Source organism: Pseudovibrio sp. Ad26, assembly GCF_001623285.1.
GTDB lineage: Bacteria > Pseudomonadota > Alphaproteobacteria > Rhizobiales > Stappiaceae > Pseudovibrio > Pseudovibrio ascidiaceicola.
The window spans coordinates 54664-77961 of sequence record NZ_LMCE01000015.1 but is presented as its reverse complement, the minus strand read 5'-3'; the positions used below and the strand labels follow the sequence as shown (position 1 = coordinate 77961).

The window sequence follows — 23298 nt, the reverse complement described above, 5'->3', positions numbered from 1 at the left end:
GTTTGGCAGGGACAAAGCTTAATTTATGGTCGTGTTTTTACCGTCTGCAGAGAAAGAACACTTGGCTTATTCAAAAGCTTAGGTATTGTTTCCCTATAGTCGCTTAAATGAGTTTGACCGGGAAGACCCCATGAGTCTAGACAGTGACGTTCTTATTGATCGCAGACGCCTGAGACGTAAAGTTTCGTTCTGGCGCGTCGTTAGTTTTTTAGCACTTGCAGCTTTGCTGTTGTGGGGAGGCGCTGAGGCAACTGGCCTTGGTGAGCTTGCCCGTTCTGAAAAGCATATTGCTCGCATCGAAATCAACGGACCGATCACCTATGATCGCCGCCAGTTGGAGATGCTTGAAGCAATCGCAAAAGATGACACCGTGCAAGGCGTCATCGTCTCCATTAATTCTCCCGGTGGCACCACTTCCGGTGGTGAAGCGCTTTACAATGCGCTGCGCAAGATTGCTGAGAAGAAGCCTTTGACAGCGTCCATCACGACGCTTGGCGCTTCGGCTGCTTATCTTTCCGCAATTGCCAGTGATCACCTTGTTGCTCAATACACCTCTTTGACCGGATCTATCGGTGTTCTCTTCCAGTATGGCAATGCAAAAGGGTTGCTCGAGAAGATTGGCGTTGAAATGGATGCGATTAAAAGCGCACCATTGAAAGCTGAGCCAAACTTTTATGAGCCAGCCACGCCTGAAGTGAAGGAAACTTTGCAGGAGCTGATTGACGATACCTATATGTGGTTCGTTGGACTTGTTGCAGAACGCAGAGGCCTTTCTAAAGAGCGTGCACTTCAGCTGGCGAACGGTCAGGTTTATACCGGACACCAGGCAAAAGACCTTGAACTGATCGATGAGATTGGTGGCGAGCAGGCCGCGCATCAGTGGCTTATTGACGAAAAAGGACTTTCCAGTGATTTGGAAATAATCGACTGGAAACCAGAATCAGACGAGCGGTCACTCCCGTTCCCTGCAAATTTATTAGGCTTTTTGGGTAGTGAGAACCAGAATTTGGTCATCTCACTTCTCAAAACAGCAAAAAGTGTCGTAGATTCAAGCCTACCGCTTGACGGTCTCGTGTCTGTTTGGCAGGCTCCGGATGCGGCAACAGTCTCAGCACTTGGGGGGGCAAAGCATGATTAAATCGGAATTAGTACAGACTATTGCGGAGCGTAATCCGCATCTCTATCAACGCGATGTAGAGAATATCGTAAACGCCATTCTTGATGAAGTTACTGAAGCGCTGATGCGCGGTGACCGCGTCGAGCTGCGTGGCTTTGGTGCGTTCTCAGTGAAGAACCGCCCGGCACGCGTTGGACGCAATCCAAGAACTGGCCAAAAAGTTGAAGTTGGCGAAAAGTTCGTTCCGTTCTTCAAAACCGGCAAAGAAATGCGCGAACGACTGAACGACGGTACGGATCACGGCGAAGACGACTGATCCTGGAGTAGTAAATTGGCTCGTTTCCTTCGGAATTTGCTGCTTATACCTATAGCAGCTCTACTTGTAGTCCTTGCGGTTGCGAACCGGCATTCCACGCTGATTTCGCTTAACCCCTTTAACCCAGAGGATCCGATGTTGACGTTCAACATCCCGGTTTTCTGGTTGCTGTTTGGCGCTGTTGGACTGGGCGTGATGCTTGGCGGAGTGGCGACCTGGATGCGACAAGGACGGTTCCGTAAAGAGGCTCGTGTTCAAAAACGAGAAGCGAACCAACTTAAACATGAAGCGGATTCACTGCGTAAGGTGGCACAGGGTGACATTGCACCCGGCCTGCCTGCACCAGACCATAAAAAAGCAGCCTAACCGCTTTATTACTCTGCCCTGACGTTTAACACGGGGATTGCGAATGCGGATCATCACAGCTCAGGACATTGAGAGGGTGATGAGCTTTCGCGATCTTCTTGAGACGCTGAGACGTGCATTTCGTGTTGGTGTGGTGGCCCCTTCCCCGCACACACAAAGAATTGCACGTCCAACTGGCCTTGATGACGGCTCTCTCACCATCTCTTCTGCATGGCATGACTTTGCGGCTCAAAATACTATTGAGCGCGGGTTTATTGGCACGCGTCTGGAGAGTTATCTTCCCACATCACTGGAGCATGACGCACCTGCTGTTGCTGGTGTGTATCTTTTGCAGTCTGGCAAAACGGGGACGCCACTTGCGCTTCTGGATGGCAAAGCGCTGGTCAACTGGCGCACAGCCGCAACATCGGCGTTGGCCTCCTCGTATCTTTCGCGCGAAGACTCTTCCCGTTTGCTGATGGTGGGTGCTGGAAACCTTGCACCTTATCTGATTGATGCGCATGCTTCTGTTCGCCCTATCAAGGAGGTTCTGGTCTGGAACCGAAGCCCTGCCGCTGCTCAGCAGTTGGTGGAGCATATGCAGGGGCAACCCTTTAAGGTTTCAGCGACAGCGGATTTGGGCGGTGCAGTCAGAGGCGCGGATATTGTGTGCTGTGCGACGAGTACAAATACGCCGATCATTCAAGGGGAATGGCTACAAGAGGGAACGCATCTGGATCTGGTTGGCTCCATGCATGCTGATCAGCGTGAGTGCGATGATACCGTCATTTCTCAGGCACGGTTGTTTCTGGACAGCTATGACAACACTCCAACAACCGCCGGGGATCTCAAAGAGCCCCTCGCGGATGGCGTTTTGAGCCTGCAGGACATTGCTTCTGATCTGGCGGAGTTGTGTCAGGGAGATCGGGCAGGACGGCGCTTTTACGAGCAAATCACGCTTTTTAAATCAACGGGCACTGCTCTGGCAGACCTTGCAGTTGCCGGACACGTTTATCTGCGTGTTTAGCCGAGGGACTTAGTCCAACTCATCCATATCGTTCTTCTTTGGGGGCGTATAGCTTGGTAGATACCAGTCTCTTGCGATTGCACCACCACGTAAAATCATAGCTGCAGCAAAGCCCAAAGCAGCAGCGAGGTTGCTTTCTCCCGTTGCCATGAGCGTAGAGGTGTACGTGATCGCACCAGCAAGCGCAGCCGCAAGGTAGATCTCTCTTTGCAGCAATGCAGATGGCTGGCCAGCGATGATATCGCGCAGGATTCCACCAAATGTTGCCGTAGCAACACCCATGAGGACAGCAACCGCGGCAGTATCACCCAGTGAAATCGCTTTTGCAGCGCCCATTACCGAATAGGACGCGACACCAATCGCATCGAGCCAACGCAACGGGCGGCCCCATGCTTCGACCTTATGGGCGATGAACCACATGGCAATTGAGACGGCCACACAGACATACAGGTAGCTCTCGTCTTCGATCCAGAAGACCGGCACATCAAGCAGGGTGTCCCGCAGGGTGCCGCCACCGATACCTGTCAAAGAGCAAAAGAACAGAAAAGCGATAAAATCCTGACGCAGACGTGCAGCGACCAGCCCACCAGTCACAGCGAATACGGCCACGCCAAAAAAGTCCAGGTACTGCCAGATCTCAGAATGCATCTACGTCATGCCCGCAAAGTCATTGAATTCAAGTCTGCTGGTATTAGACAGCCATCTTAAAAAATCAACCGGAGAACTACACTACTTCATTTGTGAGATTTAAATAGCCTTAGATCCTGTGAAGCGTTTGGGGACAGCGCCGAGAAGTTCAACTCAGCCCTGCGTTTCTTGCAGAGCTTCGGGCAACATCGCAACAAAAAACGGAGACCAAATGCTGGCCTCCGTTTTGGAATTCTTTTGAGAAGCCCTCATTTGTGTGAGGGCTTTCTTTTTTAGGCTTCTTTGTCGATTGTGGAGCCTGGCTCTGCTGCTTTGTCGGCAACTGGAGCGATTTTTGGGCCGCCTTTGGACACGCCAACCATTGCAGGGCGCAGGACGCGCTCGCCGATGACGTAGCCAGCCTGAACAACCTGAACAACAGTGTTGTTTGGAACTTCTGTGTTCGGCACTTCAAACATCGCCTGATGGAAATGCGGGTTGAACTTATCGCCTTCAGGTGAAAGACGCTTCACACCGTGCTTTTCCAGATGGTTGAGCATTTCGCGCTCTACCATTTCAACGCCTTCAACCAGTGCCTTCAGGTTTTCGTCGTTTTCACGTGCGTCATCTGGCAATGCTTCGATTGCGCGGCCAAGGTTGTCATTGACCACCAGCATGTCACGCGCGAAGCCTGCGACTGCGTAGGCTTTAGCGTCTTTGACTTCTTTTTCAGTCCGACGGCGCAGGTTTTCCATTTCTGCCATGGTGCGCAGAGCGCGGTCCTTCAGGGCAGCGTTTTCTTCTCTCAGCGCCTCGATTGGATCTACTTCCGCAGCAACTTCTGCCTGCTCGGCTCCATTCGCAGTTTCGTCAACCACAGCTTCCGGATTTACCTGCTCTTCTGCCTGCGGAGTTTTATTTTGATCGCTCATCGTCATCCCGTCTCTTAAAACTTGCTCTCCGTTACAAAGAGCAAAGCACTGCAGGGCTGCCCAAAGGCGCCCGTACAAAAAACCTAGTCGGTCCTTATTTAGTCGTTGTTTGCCAAAAACAAAAGACCTCCGGCCACTTCCGTGACCGGAGATCCTCAGAATGCCCGATTTTACTCAGCATTTCGTTGCAGATACCCTCAAAATTAAGAGTACTGCTTGATCCAATCAGCAATTTTGCCCTTAGGCTGTGCGCCTACGAGGGTCGCAGCTGGCTGACCATCCTTGAACAGGATCATGGTTGGGATAGAACGAACGCCGTAATTCATTGCGCTCTGCTGGTTGCTGTCGATATCCAACTTAGCAACTTTGACCTGACCAGCCATTTCCTCAGAGATTTCTTCCAGGGACGGCGCAATCATTTTACAAGGACCACACCAGGTCGCCCAAAAATCTACGAGAACAGGGGTCGAGCTCTGAAGTACTTCAGCTTCGAAGTTACCGTCTTCAACATTCACAGTGGCCATTTTTGCCTCTTTTCATAGTGCAGGTTGAGTCGCCCCAACTGAGCAAACTCTGTTGCCCTGAAAGTAAGAACGCAAGTGCCGAGCGTCAAGCGAACGAATTCTCAACATTCGACTAGAATTTAAAAGATTTCATCAGTTCCACTGGTATTTCTACCAAATGAGGACCTGACGTATAGAGGAGCAGCGCTCTTATTCTCCGATCAGGATAAAGCTCAGAAAGCAATTTTCTATAAACAGCCAGCTGCGCAACATACGTTTCGGAGACATCGTGCACGCTCCTTGGAACGTAGGCATTTGTCTTGAAGTCGAGAATGATCACTTCTTTGTCATTGACCAGCAAACGGTCAATCAGACCGAAGATTTCAACCGGCTTGCCATCCTCACCCGTGAGCATGCCCTGTATTGGAACTTCGGCCCTGCCATTGGCGCTGAACAGTTCTGCAAACTCTGGGTTGCCCAGCGTACCCAACACATCATCCAGCAGACGTTCCTTGTTGTCCGCAAAGCGCTCCGGCAGGGAACTGGCAAGGAACCTTTCGGCAGATACCACGCGTTGTTCTTCGGACAGATCAGGCAGAAACTCCAGCAGGCGGTGAACAATGCGACCACGGACCAGCGGCCAGTCTTCTGGTTGGCGGGCTGCTTCCAGAGCATCTTTCGGGTCTTGTTGCTCGATGTTCTCTTTTGCTTCCATCTCCTCAAAGGCGGCAGATGGTTTTACGCGGCGGATACGCTCAGGCGTGCTGACGTTTGTTGAGACCCAGTCCGGCATAACAGCTTGTTTCCGGCTCTCAATCTTCTCAGATTGCGGCAGGATCGGTTCTGGCTTTTCTATGCCATTCTTGGTCCAGATCCACGCTGACACTTCGCCGTTGGCATCTGTCTGTTCGCGGGCTTCCTCAATCAAACCGTTGCGGGTGAGTGTGTACCAGCATTCATCATGCGGGCCACGCTTGGGTGACCAGCCACACACGACAAGACGATCCTTGGCACGGGTAAGAGCTACATAGAGCAGACGGCGATATTCTTCTTTCTGCTCTTCTGCCAGCAGTTCCAGCGCTTCTTCATGCCATTCAGTGCGCTGTGCTTTGTTGGGCAGCCAGACGAGAGCAGGTGCAGCCTGCGTATCCCCTGCCCGCTGTTTTTCAACCATCACCGGCGCATGCAGGCTGGAGACGGGCGCGTTGCAGCCGTCAGCGAGAATAACGTAGGGCGCTTCCAATCCCTTGGAGCCGTGGACTGTCATGATGCGGACCATGCCTTTGGCGGCGTTGAGCTCGCGTTTGATCTCAGTTGGCGCTTCGGCCAGCCACGCAAGGAAGCCTTCCATGCCGGGGGTGCCGCTCTTTTCATAGGTAAGCGTCAATGAAAGGAACTCATCAAGCACGTCATCCACTTCCGTACCAAGACGCTCACGGAACTTCTGGCGGTAGCCGTCGGTTCCCATGATCTTGGCGAAAAATTCGAAAGGTGGAACAAAGTCGGCGCGGTCACGCCAGACAACCAGCTGCTTGCGAATTTCCTGCCACTTCTCGCTGTTTTCAGACTTTCTCAGCAGCTCATGCCAGAGAGTCCCCGGTCTTGGAACACCCGGTGTTTCGTGGGCGATCTCAAAGAGGTCATCATCCAGCAAACCAAAGAGCGGGCTTTTGAGAACGCAGGCGAGAGAGAGGTCATCTTCCGGCAGCAGAATAAAGCGGCCCAGCGCGACAAGGTCTTTGACGGCGATGTGATCCGTCAGGACAAGACGGTCAGACCCCGCTGCGGGTACATCCAGACGTTTGAGCTCGCGGTTGAGCGCTTCCACAAACTGACCGCGTTTACGGACCAGTACCAAAACATCACCCGGGCCTGCGATTTTGCGTTGGTCCCAGTCCTTGATCTGCTCTGCAATGCGGGTGGCGAGGCGCAACATCGGGTTGCCTGTGCCGATTGCATCAATGGGCTGGGTCCAATCGTCTGGTTCCAGCGTTTCAACGGCCTCTTCCAGTGGCCAGATCTCAACACGTCCCGGATCGTTGTGACGAATGGCTTCGTGCACAGGCGCAACATTGTCCTGTGACAGGCCTTTGTAGGTTTCCGGTGTGTCAAACACCTTATCGACCGCACCCAGCACATCTGGTGTGGAGCGGAAGGAGAGGTTGAGCTCGATGCCTTCGAAGTTTTTCTTCGCTTCCTCTGCTCTGCGGGCGAAGAACTTGCGCATTTCGGCAAAGTAAGCTGGCACAGCCCCTTGGAAGGAGTAGATAGATTGCTTCTCATCCCCCACCGCAAAGATGGTGCGGACTTTCTCTCGTGCACTGTCACCAGCGAAGAATTCTTCTGCCAGAGCGCGGATCACCTCCCACTGGCGCGGGCTGGTGTCCTGTGCTTCATCAACAAGGATATGGTCGAGGCCTTGGTCCAGTTTGTACTGCACCCATTGGGCGGCTTCAGCTCGAGACAGGAGCTGCGCAGATTTTACCACCAGATCTTCGAAGTCGAGGTAGCCGCGACGGAGTTTTTCCGTCTCGTAATAACGCAAAACCGCATCGGAGAGGGTGAGGATCGCTTTTGTACCAGAAACCGTTATGACGGCATTCAGGTGCTGCAGAGCCTCCAACACACGCATTTGCTCGGCGAACAAGCGCTCAACAACTTCCGGAAAGGCTGTTTGGACCTTCTTCGTGGCGAGAGACTTGCGTGGGCTAAGGGTTCCGGTGAGGAAGATCTTCAACCATGCGATACGCCAGGCTTCATCGCTTTTGAGCGTGATGGCCTGATCCAGAGCAGCGGCACGGTCTTGATCTGTCTTGGAGCCGACGCGTAAGGCTTCTGCAAACGCTTTTACTTCGTCGTCACTGAGAGAAGAATTCCGTCGCAACGCAGATGCAAAGCCAGATATATCATCAGCCGGCATGACGGAGAAATCAGCATATAGCGCAGAAACAGCGCTTTCCAGGTCCCCATAAGGGGCGACCCAGCGATAGAATGCATCGCGGCGACTGATCAACTCAGACAGAGCTTTCTCAACGCCTGAATCCGGTAATAGCTCGATAAGCTGGGACAGAGCTGACCCGATGTCGGAGTCCGGCTCAATCTCTGCACTGTGCAGAACGCTGGCGCGGGCCTCATTGAGCAGCTCTTCCGCAAGGCGGTCATCCAGTACGGAGAAGTGGCCTGCAACATTCGCTTCCAGCGGGAACTGGTGCAGCAGCGCTTCACAGAACGCGTGGATGGTCTGGATCTTCAGACCGCCCGGCGTTTCCAGTGCTTTGGCGAAGAGGCGGCGGGCGTTTGCCAGCTGTTTTGTTGACGTCGGTCGGCCTTCGATGTCCTCGATCTCGACGGCAAGCTCTGCATCACTTAGCTGCGTCCACTTGGCGAGGGAGTCAAATACGCGGGTTGCCATCTCCGCCGCTGCTGCCTTTGTGAAGGTCAGGCAGAGGATGCGGGATGGGTCGGTGCCGGACAGCAACAAGCGGACAACGCGTCGGGCAAGCACGAATGTTTTGCCGGAGCCTGCGTTTGCACTCACCCATGCGGAATTTTCAGGGTGCGCTGCGCGTTGCTGGCTGTCGAGGGTTTTTGCCGGAATATCCATTATGCATCCTCCCCGTCTTCTCCAAGGGACCATTCCTGCACGCGAGCAAGATGGTCATAGGAGGCGGCCCATTCCCTTTCCTTCAGCACACGTGCTCTTGAGAGATAGCCTTTCCTCGGGTTCTCATAGGCGGCGACGAGCTGTTCCAAGCGTTTCCATGCTTCTTCTGCCAGCTCTTCGGCAGTGCTTTCCTTTGGTACACGACTTTCCAGTTTCACGGCATCGCTGCCACCTTTAAGCTGGATGTAAAGCATGTCGGAGATGGGCATGTCGTGGGGCAAATCCTCAAAGCCCTTACGGCGGATCATAGCGACTTCCAGTGGCAGCTGTGGCGAGAGCAGCGCTTCGACCTGTTTGGCGGAGGGCGGCTGGCCGGTTTTGTAGTCCACCACGCGCAAGCTGTTGTCTTTCATCTGGTCGATGCGGTCTGCACGGCCTGTGAGCGTAAAGTTGCGCTCCGGGCGCTGCATTTCCACTTTGCCGTACTCCTCAAGGAAACGGTCATAAATCTTCGGTGCGACTTCACCTTCGTACGCAACAAACTCCTCTGCGATGCGCTCAAAGCGCGGCCACCACAGAGCGCGGATGGCAGGGAAGGCATCCAGTGGGCGGAACAGTCGGCCACCTTCAGTTTTTAGTGCTCGAACTGCCTTGTCGTCGAATGGCCCATCCCAATCCTCAAGGAAGTTTGCGAGCGCATCGTGGATGATGTTGCCTTTGTCGGCAGCGCCCGGTTCGCCGCCGATTGGGTCAACTTCATCCAGCTTCAGGACGTTTTTGGCGTAGATGAGGTACGGATCGCGGATCAGGTTTTCGATGGCGGTCACGGAGAGCTGGACTGGACGCGCTTCCACTGGCGGTTTTGGCTCAGGGCGCTTGGCTGGGCGGACTGGCGTTTCTGAACGGTCAAGCACGAGAGCCAGCTCGGTGTAGCGTTTGCCTTTGGCGCGCATTTGCTGCTCCACGCTTTGGCCTGCCAACGTGACAATGCGCTGAAGCCAGCGGGAGGCCACGGTTGGGGACCCATCCACACGCTCAGAGCGGGAAAGCACCACTTCCGGCGCACCGAGGTTCCAGAGGAAATCGTGGGCGGAAGTGCCTATTTTACGCTCTGGCGGGTCGAGACCGATCTGGCCTTTCATGGGGCGGTTGAGCCATGGATCGTTCCGTGTGCGCTGCGGCCATGTGCCTTCGTTCAGTCCGCCGAGGACAACGAGGTCGTAACGCTGGAGGCGGGCTTCCATGGGGCCGAGCAGATGGATGCGGGGATCGGCAGGTGTGCGGGAGCGGACGGCCCCACCGGTGATGAGAGCGCCGAACACGCCGGGCCATTCATTGGCAGGCACGCAGAGGCCAACAGCATCAGCTTCCAGCAAGGACGTCAGAGTTTCCGCAAGCGCCTTACCGTTTTCGCCACTGAACAGTTCTTCCGTGGAGCCGTTTTCATCAGCCCCAAGCAGCAGGACTGCATCCACATGGGTTTTGATGATGTCTTCGACCGGGATCTCATTTGGGTTTTGCAGCAGGGCTTCCAGAGGGCCGAGGGCTTGCTCCAGACGGTCCAGCAGGGTGTTGATGGCGTTCCAATCTTCTTCCACCAGCTTGCGCCAGCGGGAAACAGGTCGGTCCGCCTTTTCCATGGCCAGATCATGAGCTGCGGCCACCGCTTCACGCAGACCACTGAGGCCCGGTCTTGGATGCGGGCCGCGCAGGACACCGCGCTCCAATGCGCGGGCAGCGGAGCGGACTTCTTTGGCCTTCATACCAAGGAAGGCGAGCGGGTGTTTGAGGAGTGCCAGTAGGTTGACGGGATCGAGGCCTTGCAGGGCGAGCTTTGCGGTGAGGATGGCAAGCACCATGGGCGGTGTTTGCTCCAGCGGGCGACCAGCGGTGTCATCCACGATGATGCCCCAGCGTGTCAGCTCTGATGCTACGCGTCGGGCCAGCGTTCTGTCTGGTGAGATCAGCGCGGTTGTTTTGCCTGCTTCCACCGCTTCACGCAGCAGCAGGGCGATGGAGAGTGCTTCTTCGGATTCGTTTCGCGCTGTGATCAGCTGCGTACCTGCGAAGGCGGTCTCTCTGTGCTCTGCCAGCTGGGAGGTGAAGAAGTTCTGCCACTCTTCCGTTGTTTCTGCCGGACGGAGTGCTTCGTTGACGATCTCACAGCGCAGGCGCAGTGCCTCGCTTTGCGGTGCACCCAGTTGCGTGACGTCTTCTCGCTTTATGCCCAGCACCAAGAGCAGTTGGCGGAGGCTGTATTGGGGATGACCGGGAACGCGTTGTGGTTCTGTTGGGCTGCCAAGTGCCTGCCAACTTTCGGCATCCATGCCCATGTCGAGTGCAGGAAGGACAAGGGCTCCGTTCTCCAGGCTCAGCACGGCTTTCATCAGCTCGGCGGTGGCTGGGAAGGAACCGGTTGCACCAGCTACAATTACCGGACCGCGTGGCGGTGTTGTGCGCAGGCGGGCGGCTTCTGCGCGGATGAGGGCTGAGCGACGCTCCTTCGGGTCCATCATGCCGATGGCTTTGAGGTGCTCGGGCCACAGGTCGGTGACGATCTTCAGGAACTCGAGCGTGATCTTCCAGTATTCGGCGTGGTCGTCAGGGACAAGACTGCCCAGTTCTGCCCAGCTGGCTTCCTCAGTCTGCACTTCATCCATAAGCGTGAGCAGGTTGCCCGCGAGCCATGCAGCATCAGCGGAGGACGCTGGAACGCGGGCAGGATCATCTTCTTTGAGCTGAAGGATCTGGCGGCGGAGTTGACCTTTCCATGCCCAGACGAGGCGGGTCATGGCCAGTTTACGTTCCATGGTGGACATTGCGGGTGGCAGCGCCTCGCCGTCTCCATGACCTTTCAGGATATGCTCTTCCTCGTCCACATCACCAAGTGGCAGGATCTTTGGCAGCAAGGCGGCTTTAGAGCCTAAAGCTCTGCGCAGGACATCTGGCAGAGTTCTGGCAGCACGGCGGGTTGGCACGTAGATGGTGACGTCAGCCAGCGCCAGCGGGTTATCGTCCGCCTGAAATCCGGGGATCAACTGCCCAGAGAGCAACGCTTCCACAGTTGCCTGCAGAAATGGCGTGGATGGGGAAACGCTGAAAATATTTGGGGTGGCCGCCACCGGAGCCTCCTGAACAGAACCGAATGCTCCTTTTTAGTTCAGTTTTCAGCGGATCACACAGCAAAAAGCACGGCGCGGTTTTATATCCCCGCGAGTTTCATGGTGAAGCTGGTTTCTTATGCGCAAAGTAAACCAAGAAGCCGTACCAAATCACGAAAATAGGTGTTGCTATTATGGACAGAGTGCTGATTGCAATCATGATGAAATAGGCGGCATCATTCGATGTCTCATCACGTAACCCACCCATGACCTCGAATACAGCGTGCTCCAGATTGAGGGCAACAAGCGCTGTCACAATCAATGTTAAAGGCAGAACGGTTGCCACGAAAACAGCTCTGCCACTAAGTTTGGCAACTCTTTGCAAAAAGACTGCCAGTAATGCGACTCGCCAGCTTGCGACAACAGCAAGAAATAGCATGTTCGCAACTTTCGCATTTCCTAGCGACATAAAGCGCTCAACAGGAATGGAGTAAAGAGCGGCAGGGAGTGAGGTAAGGCTGATGAATAGAAGGATATTTTTATAGCTGAAGTTCTTAGGTTTCAAAGGCTGCGCTATAGCCCAAACCAGACCAGCCAAGACATAGATATACAAAACCGAGCCTAAGCCTGCATATTGCCACAGCTCTGCGGAGGGATGATCCCAATAACGACCGATGCCCACCAACCAGGTGACGAGCAAGCCCCAAGCTAAGTAGGCTGAATAAGACCTGCCCAGTGGCGGCTTGATTGGGCGGAACAGAAGAAAATTAATCTGATCCTTTAATATTGCGCTGAAAATTGGTTGCATACGCGTCTCTACGAGAAATCCATTCAACTAAATCACTTGGTGGCCCTTGTGTGAGGGCTTGTAATTTATTCATGTTGCAATGACACATCGCCAATACGCAACTGCAGGAATGCGTTTTGTGTCCCTGTATTTTCAGGGGCCAATCCCACGCCTCACTCACGCCCGCAGGTCAATTGCGTGGTTGATTTGGATGCCGGTGTTTGCAGCACAGTAGGTGGGGAATGGTTGGCGCTCGGACATGTTGATGTCGCGTTTGATCCATTCCCGCTCTTCCAGCCGAACCAGCGAGGCTGACAATGCGCGGTCGGTGATTGTCGTCAGGTCTGATCTTATTCCCGAGAAGCGCTGGGGGGTAGCAGTGAGTGCCAGAATGGGAACCGTCCAGCTTTTGCGCAGTAAGGCAAATTCCTTTTCATCGGGAACTGCGGCCACGATCCTGCTGGCGATTTCGGCGGCTTTGACACCTTTTGGGGTCAAGCGGAACTCCGGGCGGAGTGGGTGGCCGTGGCCCGGGTTCCTCTCCAAGAGTTTGAGCTGGGTGAGATGCTCAAGACTGGCCGCGAATGACGTGCGGCCAGCACCAGATGCGGCCAGCAACGGAGCCTGCCTGCCGGGAACCCCTGAATGTAACAGGGCCAGAATGTTTAGAGACCAAGCCCGAGAAGTGAGCTTGACAAGTGTCGCAATGTCCATAAAGTATAGTTACTTTATTTTTTCACAAAAGGAAAGTTTGATGTCCTTAGTTTCTTTGGAAAATACGATTACCCTCGCCATTTCTGTTCGTGACCGTCATGTGAGCGCTGAATGGTACAGCTCCATGCTCGGCTTTGAGCTGATCCATCACATTGATGAGGCTGGCTGGAGTGAGATGAAGACAAAAACGGCTGGCGTCACACTTGGGCTGGGTGAGCAGACCAAGCCTACCCCCGGCAATACCGTTCCTGTTTTTGGCATTGGTGATATTGAGAGTGCGCGCGGCGCTTTGGAAGCTGCGGGCGTGAAGTTTGACGGTGCGACCGAAACCATCGAGGGCATGGTGAGCACAGCCACGTTTTACGACCCAGACGGCAACGCGATGATGTTGGCACAGGACCTGACTGTGCCTGCGTGATATCAGCGTCCATTACATACTCACCTCAATGAGAAGCTGAAGAAACCAGTGCCTCATTGAGGTGAGCGTAAGCTTTACAAGGCGGGGCTTAGCCTGATGGCATTGCACTGAAAGCGGTCTATACTCTGCCGGATGTTGCAGCCTGCTAAGATTCTCATTTTGACCTACGGCTCTCGCGGAGATGTGGAGCCCTTTATCGCTTTGGCCTGCGGGCTTACAGCTCGTGGTCACACGGTTACGCTCAGCAGTGCTGAAAAGTATTGGGACTGGGTCAAGAGTTTCGGTCTGGCGTTTGAACCACTTTCGAACGACACGATTGATCTGATGACCACTCCTGACGGGATTGCAGCGCTGGAGGGATCATCCGGGCTCATAAAGAGAGTTGCAGCAGGTACACGACTGGCGAAGAAATCCGGACGGCTGAACGATGGACTCAACCGTGATGCGTGGCGGGCCGCCCAAGCCGTTCAGCCCGATCTTATAATCTTCCACCCCAAAGTGATGGCTGCGCCTCATATTGCAGAAGCATTGGACATTCCGGCTGTGATGGGGTTGTTGCAGCCGATGATCGTTCCAACAAACGAGTTCCCTGTGGCGGGGATGCCCCGCTTGCCTATACCGGGCTACAACAAGCTGGGGTACGCACTCGTCAAACTCTCTTATTCGGCTTTTCGTAAATCGGTCAATCAATTGCGAACCAAGGCTCTGAAACTGACAGCAATCCAGCATCGCAATGAGGTTCTGTTTCCCCGTGGGGCTCTACCAATCAAGACGCTTCATGCGATCAGCTCGTGGGTTGTTCCCCGGCCAAAGGACTGGCCGGATGCGGCGGTTATGAGCGGTTACTGGAGTTTGAAGTCTGACGGGGACTATGAACCACCAGCAAGTCTGCGTAGTTTCCTCGAGCGTGGACCCCCACCCGTTTACATTGGGTTTGGCAGTATGACGGTTGAGGACCCCAAAGCGTTGCAAGAGGTTCTTGTTGAGGCCCTGCGAAAGGCAAATGTTCGCGGTGTCCTCTCAACTGGCTGGGCTGGGTTTGATGCCATTGAGAGCGACGATATCCTGAGTGTTTCTGATGTTCCACATGAGTGGCTGTTTCCGAAGATGGCAGCTGTTGTACACCATGGCGGCATGGGAACCACTGCCCAAGGGTTTCGTGCAGGCGTGCCTTGCGTTTTGTGCCCCTTCTTCGGCGATCAGCCTTACTGGGCTCAAAAGAGTGTTGCTCTTGGCGTTGGCGCTCCGCCTGTGCCTCGCAAGGCCCTAACCGCAGACAAGTTGGCACACTCCATTCACCTTGCAGTCAATGACGCCTCACTGAAGAAAAACGCGAGTGACCTAGCCTTGCACCTGCAAAGCGAAGACGGCGTAGGAACAGCAGTGGCAGAGATTGAAGCGTGTCTTGCTGGAGTGAGTAGCAAGTGAGGATGTTGGCTGGTCCTGCCTGCGTGCGCGTTGGCGGGATGGAGGTCCGCTATGTGGTGCCATGAGTGCTGGTGTTTGTGAAAGTCACCAAAATGCATTGAGTATTGCTACTTCAGTCTTGGGAGGAGGTGGGTTGAGGCGGCCCGCTGGGGTGCGGGCCTGTCCTGTTTTTAGATTAGTTTGTGCTGTTGGCGATGGCGCGTTCGGCGTCATCGAGGCCTTGAGGCGTTCCAACGTGCAGCCAAAGGCCATCGCCTTCGACACCGAAGAGGCGTCCATTCTCAATTGCTTTGTCGAACAGCAGGTTGAGGGAGAATGGGCCTTCCGGCGTATCCTTGAACAGCCGTGGATGGATCATCGCGGTACCGGAATAGATGAAAGGTGCCACCGAGCGTTCATCGCGGCGTTCCAGCTTGCCTTCATCGTCCATCAGGAAGTCGCCTTTGCCGTCATAACCAACCGCATTGACGGCTGGTGCGAGCAGCATCAGCATATCCATCTGATTGTCATCCCAGGTTTCTACGAGGAGATCCAGATTCGGCTTTACCCCTTCCAGCCAGAAGCTGTCGGAGTTTTTCAGGATGAACGGATCGGAGCCTAGAATTGGCAGAGCTTTTTTAATGCCGCCACCGGTATCCAAAAGCTCTTCGCGTTCATCTGAGATCTTGACATCCAAGCCTTCAAACCTGCGAGCATGGGCCTCTACAAGGTCTGCAAGGTAGTGCACGTTGACAACGCAGGTTTCGAGGCCAGCATCCTTCAAACGTGTTGCTGCGCGCGCGAACATCGACTTACCGTCCACCTCGATGAGAGGTTTTGGGGTTGTCGCCGTCAGGGGCCGCATACGTTTACCCAGCCCCGCGGACAAAACCATTGCCGATTTAGGGTGGAAGGAAATTTCTTTAGGCATCTCGTTGTCTCTGTTGTTTTGTTCTCTTGTTTCAGTCGTCACTTTGGCTCGTCTCATTTGACGAGAGTATGACAGTGAACATGGGTTTGAGTTTAACTTCCCCTAATTGTGCAAAGCACTGCCGCACGTAATTGCGGATGCGAGGAAGCATCTCCATGTATTTAGGTTTTCCGAGCTGCTTATCAAGACGTACAAACGCGCCAAGGATTTTGGCATTGCGCTGCAACGCCAACACAGCAACAGCATTCCGAAACGCCATTTCATCAAAAATGGGTTTATGTTTTCTTGCCAAGCCGCAATATCTCTGCAGCAAATGCTCCTGCAGGTCGGCTGGCATGTCCACGCGTGCATCGTACACGAGCGAGGCAACATCATAGGCCGCGGGGCCCATCATTGCATCTTGGTAGTCAATAAGACCCAGCTTATTGAGGCCTGATGCTTCTGGCAACCACATGATATTCGGGCTGTGGTAATCTCGTAAAAGCAGTGTCGGTTCGCTCTGGAGGACGGGCTCCAGCAGCTCTCGCCACGCTTCAACGTAGTCGCGGCCTTGCTGTTCGGTTGCTGGTGCTCCACTGGCGTAAGGCAGATACCATTGGAGGTAGAGGTCTGCTTCCGTGATCAGCACTTCGAAATCGCAAGGCTTCAGCTGATGCGGTTTGCCATCCGCCTGCAGCTCTGTTTGCCAGTTGCAGCTGTGGAGCCGGGCAATATCATCAATGGCCAGCTCGTAGCGCTCTTTGACCGCCTCACCGTTTTCGGTGATGATTTGGTCGCAGAAATCCTCCAGCAGCGCCAGTCCGTTCTCCGGATCGGCAACCAGACGTTTTGGTACGCGGAACCCGTGCGCAGCTAAGGCGTTGCCGACGGCGAAGAAGGCAGTGACGTCCTTGGCGCGATGTACGGTTTCGCCATAGGTTTTGCCAGTGGGCAGAAGCGGCTCTGGCCCAGTTGGTGGACTATCCATAAAGACGACTGTCTCACCGTTTTTGTGAAGACGAAAATAGGTGCGCATGGAGGCATCGCCCTGCACATGCTCGCGCTCTGCATCAATCCAGCCTGATTTCTTTAGCAGTGCGCGGCGGGCCGCGAGACGATCAAGGCGATTTTGCCAGCTTTCGGAGTTGGCTGTGAGAATGATTTCACGCGTATCTGGCTCGGTGCCTTCTGTCAACTTCAGGTCCAGCGCTTCTGGCCAGTAGGAGGGATCTCCCATCTCTGGCCATTCAATCAGCGCGACGCCGGTTTCCAGATATTCGTCGAGCCCGAGCTCTTCCAACTCCTCCGGCTCTTCAATGCGGTAGAGGTCGAGATGGGCGACAGACATTCTCGGCAGGTCGTAGGTTTGAACGAGCGTAAAGGTGGGACTTGGGACTTCCAGATGAGGATCAGCTGCAAGATGGCGAAGCAGTGCTCTGCTCAAGGTGGATTTGCCCGTGCCCAGATCTCCGGAAAGAGCAAGTACGTCTCCTTCTTTCAGCAGCTCAGCCAAATCCGCAGCAAAGAGCTCAGTTGCTCTCTGATTGTCGAGAAGTACCTTCATACAATTCGCCTCAAGAGCAGCTGCACCTATTCACGATCGCGCAGAATGCTCTAGTCTTTACTTTCCAAGCGTATCCTCAAAGTAAAGTCTGAACTTACTTACCCAGGATACGCACCAACCTATTAGAGCGCTTCGCGTTCATTTACAGATAGACGACGCGCTCAGAATTCTTCAAGAGTAAGCACTTGCCAAAACCAGCAAGGGAACTCAAGCCCCAGAGGCATTTATCTGACCGAAAACTGAAGGATGAGTTATTCCGCCGCTTCCAGCGAATGGATATGTGGCTCAAGCGGGAAGGTGCAATCCACTGTGGTGCCCTGCCCTTCGGCGGAAGAAATATCGACTGTACCGCCGTGTAGCTCGACAAAGCTCTTCACGATAGAGAGGCCAAGGCCAACGCCCTGACGGTTTCCACCTGCACCTCGGCCTACAAAGCGCGAGAAGACCTGATCCAGCATCTCCTGAGGGATGCCTGCACCATGATCCTTGATGCGGAAGCGGATTTCGTTTTCATCACGCTGGCAGCTGATGTCTACCAAGCCGCCTTTGTCGGAGTAGCTGATTGCGTTGGAGAGCAGGTTGAAGAGAACCTGACGCAGGCGTCGTTCATCTGCTTTGAGATGCCCGATGCCCTCCGGCATGTGAGTGCGGAGCGTGATGTCTGATTCAACCAGACGATCTTTCAGGCCTTCGACAGCCTCAGATACCGTCTGCGCAACATCGACCTCGGAGATTTCGAGTTCCATGATACCGGCATCGACGGTTGCCAGATCAAGGATGTCGTTGATGATGTGCAGCAGAGCAGACGAGGAGGACAGGATGTAGTCGGTGTACTCTTCCTGCTTCGGAGACAGATCGCCGAACTTGGCATCGCCCAACAGCTGCGCGAAGCCGATGATGGTGGTCAGCGGAGAACGCAGCTCGTAAGAGACGTGCTGAATGAAGGCGTTCTTGAGCTGATCAGCTTCCTGCAGCGCATCATTGGTTGCATGGAGGGCACGCTCCACGTTGACCGTATCGGTGACGTTCACGAAGGTGAGCAGCGTTCCGCCATCTGGCAGCGGTACGGTGACATAGTCGATGACGGACCCATCGATGCGCTCCATGCGACCAGAGACGCTGGTGCGGTTGTCAGACAAGCCTGTTACGCCACGGGCAAGCTCTTGCCAACGGTCGGACTCGCCCATCAGCTCCTTGCAGGTGTCCAGCAGGTCATTGACGTGCGGGTCTGCTTCGAGGAACTCCTGAGACAGGCCCCAGACCTCGGCGAAGGCCGGGTTAGACAGGCGCATACGTCCGTTGGAGCCGAACACGGCGACAGCTTCTGTCAGGTGGTCGAGCGTTTCTCGCTGTACCCGGGTGAGTGCGTTGAAGCGGCTTTCCAGATCTAGCTGCTCGGTCACGTTCTCATAGAAGTACGTCACACCACCTTGCGGATGCGGGCTGGCGATCACGCGGAGAGTACGCCCATCTGGTAAATGCCACCAATACGCCTGTGCATCCAAGGCATGGTAGCATTCCAGATGTTTGTTTCTCCAACCACGATAGTCAGCCTGCTCTGGCAGTTTACGAGCTGCGCGCAGGGCGTCGAGCAGCTCGCCTTCTTCCGGCTTGGTCTCCAGGAAGCTCTGATCGATATCCCATAGGGAGCGATAGGCTGCATTGTAGAACTGGAGACGATGATCAGCGCCAAATACGGCCACAGGTGTTTGAAGCTGATCGAGCGTGCGCGTATGGGACTCAAGTGTGCGGCGAAGCTGTCCCTGTACACGTTCAAGCTCGGAAATATCCTGAGCAAGGCCGGCATTACCATGCTCAGAATTCACGTCAGTCAACTCAAAGACGCGCCGTTCGCCTGCTGCCACAACAGGCATTGGCGAATGATAGACACCGTCGGTCTGACGCATCATGTTGAGTTTGTTGCGGCCTTTGGCTTCCAGCAGCTCAACCTGCTCCTCAACCACAGTACGGGTGCTTTCGGCCTCGACAGCATCCACATAAGCTGAGTTGACCCAGACGAGCTGGCCATGATTGTCGCGCTGCCATGCAGGCCCCGGCAGTGCATCCAACAGGCTATGAAGCGAGGAGATCTGCTCACGCAGTTCCTTGTTTTGCTCAGCAAGGCGGGCGCTGAGCTGACGGTCTCCGGTCAAGTCACGCAGGCGCAGGACTGCCAGTCCACCTGCTGTATGGCCGGATGCTTCCAGATAGACCCCGTCGGTCGTCGTTAAGGTTAACCGGAAGACTTCACCGTGGCCGCGCAAATGCTCCAGAAAAGCGCGCAGGGCCTCGGCGGATTTGACGTCCAACCACGTCTCGAACTCGACCAGCTGTGAAAGACCGCCTGCGAGTTCCAGATTTTCCGGCAGATGTCCGGCAACACCGGGATGTTTGGCCTCACCATCCCAGACTAAAAGGAGACTGTCTTCTGTTTCCAGCAAGCTTTCGAGGCGGTCAATGCGCGCCATCGCATCGGCTCGGTCCTGACGCAGTTGCAGGATGGACAATGAGTCATTCCTGCGGATGCGGACAAGCACGACGGAGGCTGCGACTGCGTACAAGGCGATGCCGGCCGTTGCCGCGACCCAGACAACCTTGAAGGCGTCAACAGAACTACCTGAAAGAGCTGGCAGAATATCCATAGCCTGAGAGAAACCAGCAGCACCCAGGAGAGCAAACACAGCAACGCCCATCAGGTTCAGAACGAGCCTAAACCTTCTACGCCACAGCACGTTAACACGCGCGTGTTTATGCCAGGATGCTGGCATGTTGTGCCCCTTTCTTCGCCGCCTCAGATTCGTGTCACACGCCGCATTGGTGTCACGAATCGCGAATAAGTCGCTCAACTGCCTAACTTAACGACTGATTCGACAATCAACATAACCTGATTGATTTTTGGGAAGAAGAGGATCTTTACAAAAAGTAAACAAATCCTGTGGGCGAAATAATCATCCACCACAATTTGTAGTAAGCCCAACAAGCGCACCCCCAATATATTGAAAGTGTGCTTATTGGGCCTAGTAGAATTCATGGAGCTGTTAACGCTAAGTCCCTTAGCGTTAACAGCAATTACGAAGGACGCGTATCAGTACTTGTAGTGCTCAGCCTTGAACGGACCGGATTTGTCGAGACCGAGGTAGTTGGCCTGATCGTCCGTCAGTTCAGACAGGGTTGCGCCGAGCTTCTTAAGATGCAGGCGCGCAACTTTCTCATCCAGATGCTTCGGCAGCACGTAGACTTCGTTTTTGTAGTCATCGCCTTTGGTATGCAGCTCCATCTGCGCCAGAACCTGGTTGGTGAAGCTGGCGGACATCACGAAGGATGGATGACCGGTCGCATTGCCAAGGTTAACCAGACGGCCTTCGGAGAGAAGGATCAGACGCTTGCCATCCGGATACTCGATCAGGTCGACCTGTGGCTTCACATTGCGCCATTTGTAGTTACGCAGTGCAGCAACTTGAATCTCGTTGTCGAAGTGACCGATGTTACAGACGATCGCCATGTCTTTCATGTCGCGCATGTGGTCAGCTGTGATGACGTCTTTGTTGCCGGTGGTGGTGACGAAGATATCGCCTTCACCGATGGCCTGCTCCATCGTCTTCACTTCGTAGCCATCCATAGCAGCCTGAAGCGCACAGATCGGATCGATCTCAGTCACGATCACACGGGCACCAGCGCCTTCCAGAGACTGTGCAGAGCCTTTGCCAACGTCGCCGTAACCAGCGACAACAGCAACTTTACCAGCCATCATGACATCAGTACCACGGCGGATACCATCTACAAGAGATTCACGGCAGCCATAGCGGTTGTCGAACTTGGACTTGGTGACAGAGTCGTTCACGTTGATTGCAGGGAATGGCAGGTCGCTCTTTCTCTGCATTTCATAAAGGCGCATAACACCCGTGGTTGTCTCTTCGGAGACGCCCTGGATGTTGCCCTTAACTTTGGAGTAGAAGCCCGGGTCTTTTTCGAGGCGACGCTTGATCGCTGCGAAGAGAGCGGTTTCTTCTTCATTAGACGGGTTGTCGAGGACGGATGGGTCTTTCTCTGCTTTTGCGCCGAGAAGAATCATCAGAGTTGCGTCGCCGCCATCATCCAGAATGAGGTTTGCGGTTTGGCCGTCGCCCCAATCGAAGATTTTGTCCGCATAGGTCCAGTATTCATCAAGGGTTTCGCCTTTTTCAGCGAACACCGGAATACCGGCAGCTGCGATTGCGGCTGCAGCCTGATCCTGCGTGGAGAAGATGTTACAAGATGCCCAGCGAACTTCTGCACCCAACTCAATGAGGGTCTCAATCAGAACCGCTGTCTGGATGGTCATGTGCAGGGAACCAGCGATGCGTGCGCCTTTGAGAGGCTTGCTTGCACCATATTCCTCACGACAAGCCATCAGGCCTGGCATTTCGGTTTCGGCAATTTCAATTTCAGTACGACCCCACTCTGCAAGTGAGATGTCTTTGACGTAGTAATCGTTAGACGCAGTCATTAAATCTTCCTGAAAGCCCGGGCCCATAGTCCCCTCCCGCGTGATTGATGAGTGCTCGCAAAATGAGCGCCCACTGCATGCTGTTATACATCACAGAGAAGTCAGAAAGCAATAAAGATATAAAGGTTTCTTTATATCAGCCTAAAATGCAATCAAACGCAGGTGCGCAGAATGCCTTATGTGCGCCTGGGTAGATAAGGTTCTAGAATTTCTAGGACATTTTCAGGGAAGACTGTCAAAGATGTTGTCTCGAGTTCTTTCCGCGTCCACCAGCGATGCTCTCTCATTACCTGAGTTTCTATCTCTGTGTGGTTGGAATAGTCGATTTTCGAGTCGGAAACGGTGACAAAGAAAAAATGTTCTTCAGCATCTACCATCTCACCGGATGGTGTCTGAAAAACCGCTCTTCTGACGTGGATCACCTCACCGACAGGTTCGGTGATTCCGGTTTCTTCCAGAAGTTCGCGGCGGGCGGCTTCTTCAAAGCTCTCACCCGGCTCAATACCACCGCCAACGGTGGCCCAATAGTCCTGGCCTTTGAGAGGGCCTTTATCGAACTTGAAATTGAAGAGGAGAATTCGGTCTTGAGGATCAACCACCAACAAACGTGAAGCTGGGCGCTTTTTCATGCGATCCTCTAGATGCTTGACTTATTTAGTCTCTTTCACCGAAACCGTCTTCCACCAAATGCGCAATCGCGGAGATGGCTTCTTCTTTCTGATTGCCGGTTACGACAACGTGGATCGAGCAGCCTGTGCTGGCTGCAAGCATCATCAGTCCCATGATGGAGGTTCCACCAACAGTTTGGCCGTCTTTGGAAACTTTTACATGGGCATCAAAAGTCTCAACCAGCTTGACCAGCTTAGCTGAGGCGCGCGCGTGCAAACCACGGGTGTTCACGATGGTCAGATCGCGAGCTAACACTGTGCATTCATCCATATTTTCTTAGCCTTGCCCGGACAGGACCTGCGAAGCTACGGAGATATACTTCTGTCCTGCACTGCGGGCTTCTTCTACCGCTTCGGCGAGCGATTTTTCATTTCGAACGCTTGCCAGTTTTATGAGCATCGGCAGGTTTACACCAGCTACGACCTCAACGCTACCACCATCCATCACAGAAATAGCGAGATTAGAAGGCGTACCGCCAAACATGTCGGTAAGAAGGACAACGCCAGAGCCGTCGTTGACAGCTTCAACGGAACGCAGGATGTCCTGACGACGTTGTTCCATATCGTCATCTGGGCCGATGCTAATGGTTGCTACCCGGTCCTGTGGACCTACAACATGCTCAAGAGCCGATTTGAACTCTTCTGCCAACCGACCATGGGTGACAAGAACTAGACCAATCATATATTTCCCGCGAACTAACAGAGTGTCTACTCTTAGGTTATTCCAATCCTACTTTGTTGAAGGACACGCTGCAGTGCAAGAAAAATCAGC

20 protein-coding genes are annotated in these 23298 nt (G+C 54.2%); 6 read left to right on the top strand and 14 right to left on the bottom strand.

Features of this window, described 5'->3' with window-relative positions:
- Positions 1-130: 130 nt before the first annotated feature.
- The 4 genes from sppA to PsAD26_RS03150 all read left to right on the top strand — a co-directional run bounded on the left by sppA (position 131) and on the right by PsAD26_RS03150 (position 2805).
- On the top strand, positions 131-1138 hold the full coding sequence (sppA, locus tag PsAD26_RS03165; RefSeq protein WP_057462716.1) for a signal peptide peptidase SppA: 1008 nt from the start codon (positions 131-133) through the stop codon (positions 1136-1138).
- Entirely contained in the window at positions 1131-1433 is a 303-nt protein-coding gene (locus PsAD26_RS03160; RefSeq protein ID WP_057462715.1) for an integration host factor subunit beta, read from the top strand. Before sppA ends, PsAD26_RS03160 begins: the two co-directional genes overlap by 8 nt.
- Before the next feature lie 135 nt (positions 1434-1568).
- Positions 1569-1799, top strand: coding sequence for a LapA family protein (locus tag PsAD26_RS03155; RefSeq protein WP_063309238.1), 231 nt, complete (start codon positions 1569-1571; stop codon positions 1797-1799).
- Positions 1800-1842: 43 nt separating this feature from the next.
- The gene (locus PsAD26_RS03150) at positions 1843-2805 is read left to right on the top strand and encodes an ornithine cyclodeaminase family protein (RefSeq protein ID WP_063309237.1); all 963 of its coding nucleotides are present in this window, start codon (positions 1843-1845) and stop codon (positions 2803-2805) included.
- A gap of 9 nt (positions 2806-2814) precedes the next feature.
- Here the strand turns inward: PsAD26_RS03150 and PsAD26_RS03145 are convergent, their stop codons facing one another.
- From PsAD26_RS03145 to PsAD26_RS03115, 7 genes are all read right to left on the bottom strand, one after another.
- On the bottom strand, positions 2815-3453 hold the full coding sequence (locus tag PsAD26_RS03145; RefSeq protein ID WP_063309236.1) for a trimeric intracellular cation channel family protein: 639 nt from the start codon (positions 3451-3453) through the stop codon (positions 2815-2817).
- A 272-nt stretch (positions 3454-3725) separates the two neighbouring features.
- Positions 3726-4370: a nucleotide exchange factor GrpE gene (grpE, locus tag PsAD26_RS03140; RefSeq protein WP_084403555.1), complete on the bottom strand. Its 645-nt coding sequence runs from the start codon at positions 4368-4370 to the stop codon at positions 3726-3728.
- A 197-nt stretch (positions 4371-4567) separates the two neighbouring features.
- Entirely contained in the window at positions 4568-4888 is a 321-nt protein-coding gene (gene trxA / locus PsAD26_RS03135; RefSeq protein WP_063286502.1) for a thioredoxin, read from the bottom strand.
- A gap of 112 nt (positions 4889-5000) precedes the next feature.
- Positions 5001-8471, bottom strand: coding sequence for a double-strand break repair helicase AddA (gene addA / locus PsAD26_RS03130; protein WP_063309234.1), 3471 nt, complete (start codon positions 8469-8471; stop codon positions 5001-5003).
- The gene (gene addB, locus PsAD26_RS03125) at positions 8471-11593 is read right to left on the bottom strand and encodes a double-strand break repair protein AddB (RefSeq protein WP_063309233.1); all 3123 of its coding nucleotides are present in this window, start codon (positions 11591-11593) and stop codon (positions 8471-8473) included. Before addB ends, addA begins: the two co-directional genes overlap by 1 nt.
- 97 nt (positions 11594-11690) lie before the next feature.
- Positions 11691-12380, bottom strand: coding sequence for a hypothetical protein (locus tag PsAD26_RS03120; protein ID WP_063306106.1), 690 nt, complete (start codon positions 12378-12380; stop codon positions 11691-11693).
- A 156-nt stretch (positions 12381-12536) separates the two neighbouring features.
- On the bottom strand, positions 12537-12977 hold the full coding sequence (locus PsAD26_RS03115) for a winged helix-turn-helix transcriptional regulator (RefSeq protein ID WP_208981637.1): 441 nt from the start codon (positions 12975-12977) through the stop codon (positions 12537-12539).
- 136 nt (positions 12978-13113) lie between these two features.
- Between PsAD26_RS03115 and PsAD26_RS03110 the strand changes: the two genes are divergently transcribed.
- Entirely contained in the window at positions 13114-13491 is a 378-nt protein-coding gene (locus PsAD26_RS03110; protein WP_063294230.1) for a VOC family protein, read from the top strand.
- Positions 13492-13650: 159 nt separating this feature from the next.
- A complete protein-coding gene (locus tag PsAD26_RS03105; protein WP_206599987.1) occupies positions 13651-14919 on the top strand; it encodes a glycosyltransferase in 1269 nt (422 codons plus the stop codon).
- A gap of 175 nt (positions 14920-15094) precedes the next feature.
- Here the strand turns inward: PsAD26_RS03105 and PsAD26_RS03100 are convergent, their stop codons facing one another.
- The 7 genes from PsAD26_RS03100 to PsAD26_RS03065 all read right to left on the bottom strand — a co-directional run bounded on the left by PsAD26_RS03100 (position 15095) and on the right by PsAD26_RS03065 (position 23208).
- On the bottom strand, positions 15095-15829 hold the full coding sequence (locus PsAD26_RS03100; RefSeq protein WP_063309380.1) for a nucleotidyltransferase family protein: 735 nt from the start codon (positions 15827-15829) through the stop codon (positions 15095-15097).
- Between the two features lie 31 nt (positions 15830-15860).
- The gene (gene tsaE, locus PsAD26_RS03095) at positions 15861-17372 is read right to left on the bottom strand and encodes a tRNA (adenosine(37)-N6)-threonylcarbamoyltransferase complex ATPase subunit type 1 TsaE (protein WP_063309231.1); all 1512 of its coding nucleotides are present in this window, start codon (positions 17370-17372) and stop codon (positions 15861-15863) included.
- Between the two features lie 251 nt (positions 17373-17623).
- On the bottom strand, positions 17624-20140 hold the full coding sequence (locus PsAD26_RS03090; protein ID WP_208985477.1) for a PAS domain-containing sensor histidine kinase: 2517 nt from the start codon (positions 20138-20140) through the stop codon (positions 17624-17626).
- 317 nt (positions 20141-20457) lie between these two features.
- The gene (gene ahcY / locus PsAD26_RS03080; RefSeq protein WP_063309379.1) at positions 20458-21858 is read right to left on the bottom strand and encodes an adenosylhomocysteinase; all 1401 of its coding nucleotides are present in this window, start codon (positions 21856-21858) and stop codon (positions 20458-20460) included.
- A gap of 176 nt (positions 21859-22034) precedes the next feature.
- Complete coding sequence (locus PsAD26_RS03075) at positions 22035-22487, bottom strand: NUDIX domain-containing protein (protein WP_063309229.1); 453 nt, start codon at positions 22485-22487, stop codon at positions 22035-22037.
- 25 nt (positions 22488-22512) lie between these two features.
- Positions 22513-22797: an HPr family phosphocarrier protein gene (locus PsAD26_RS03070; protein ID WP_057462957.1), complete on the bottom strand. Its 285-nt coding sequence runs from the start codon at positions 22795-22797 to the stop codon at positions 22513-22515.
- A gap of 6 nt (positions 22798-22803) precedes the next feature.
- Positions 22804-23208 carry a PTS sugar transporter subunit IIA gene (locus PsAD26_RS03065; RefSeq protein ID WP_057462958.1) on the bottom strand — a complete coding sequence of 135 codons (405 nt, stop codon included), beginning with the start codon at positions 23206-23208 and terminating at the stop codon, positions 22804-22806.
- Between the last annotated feature and the right edge of the window lie 90 nt (positions 23209-23298).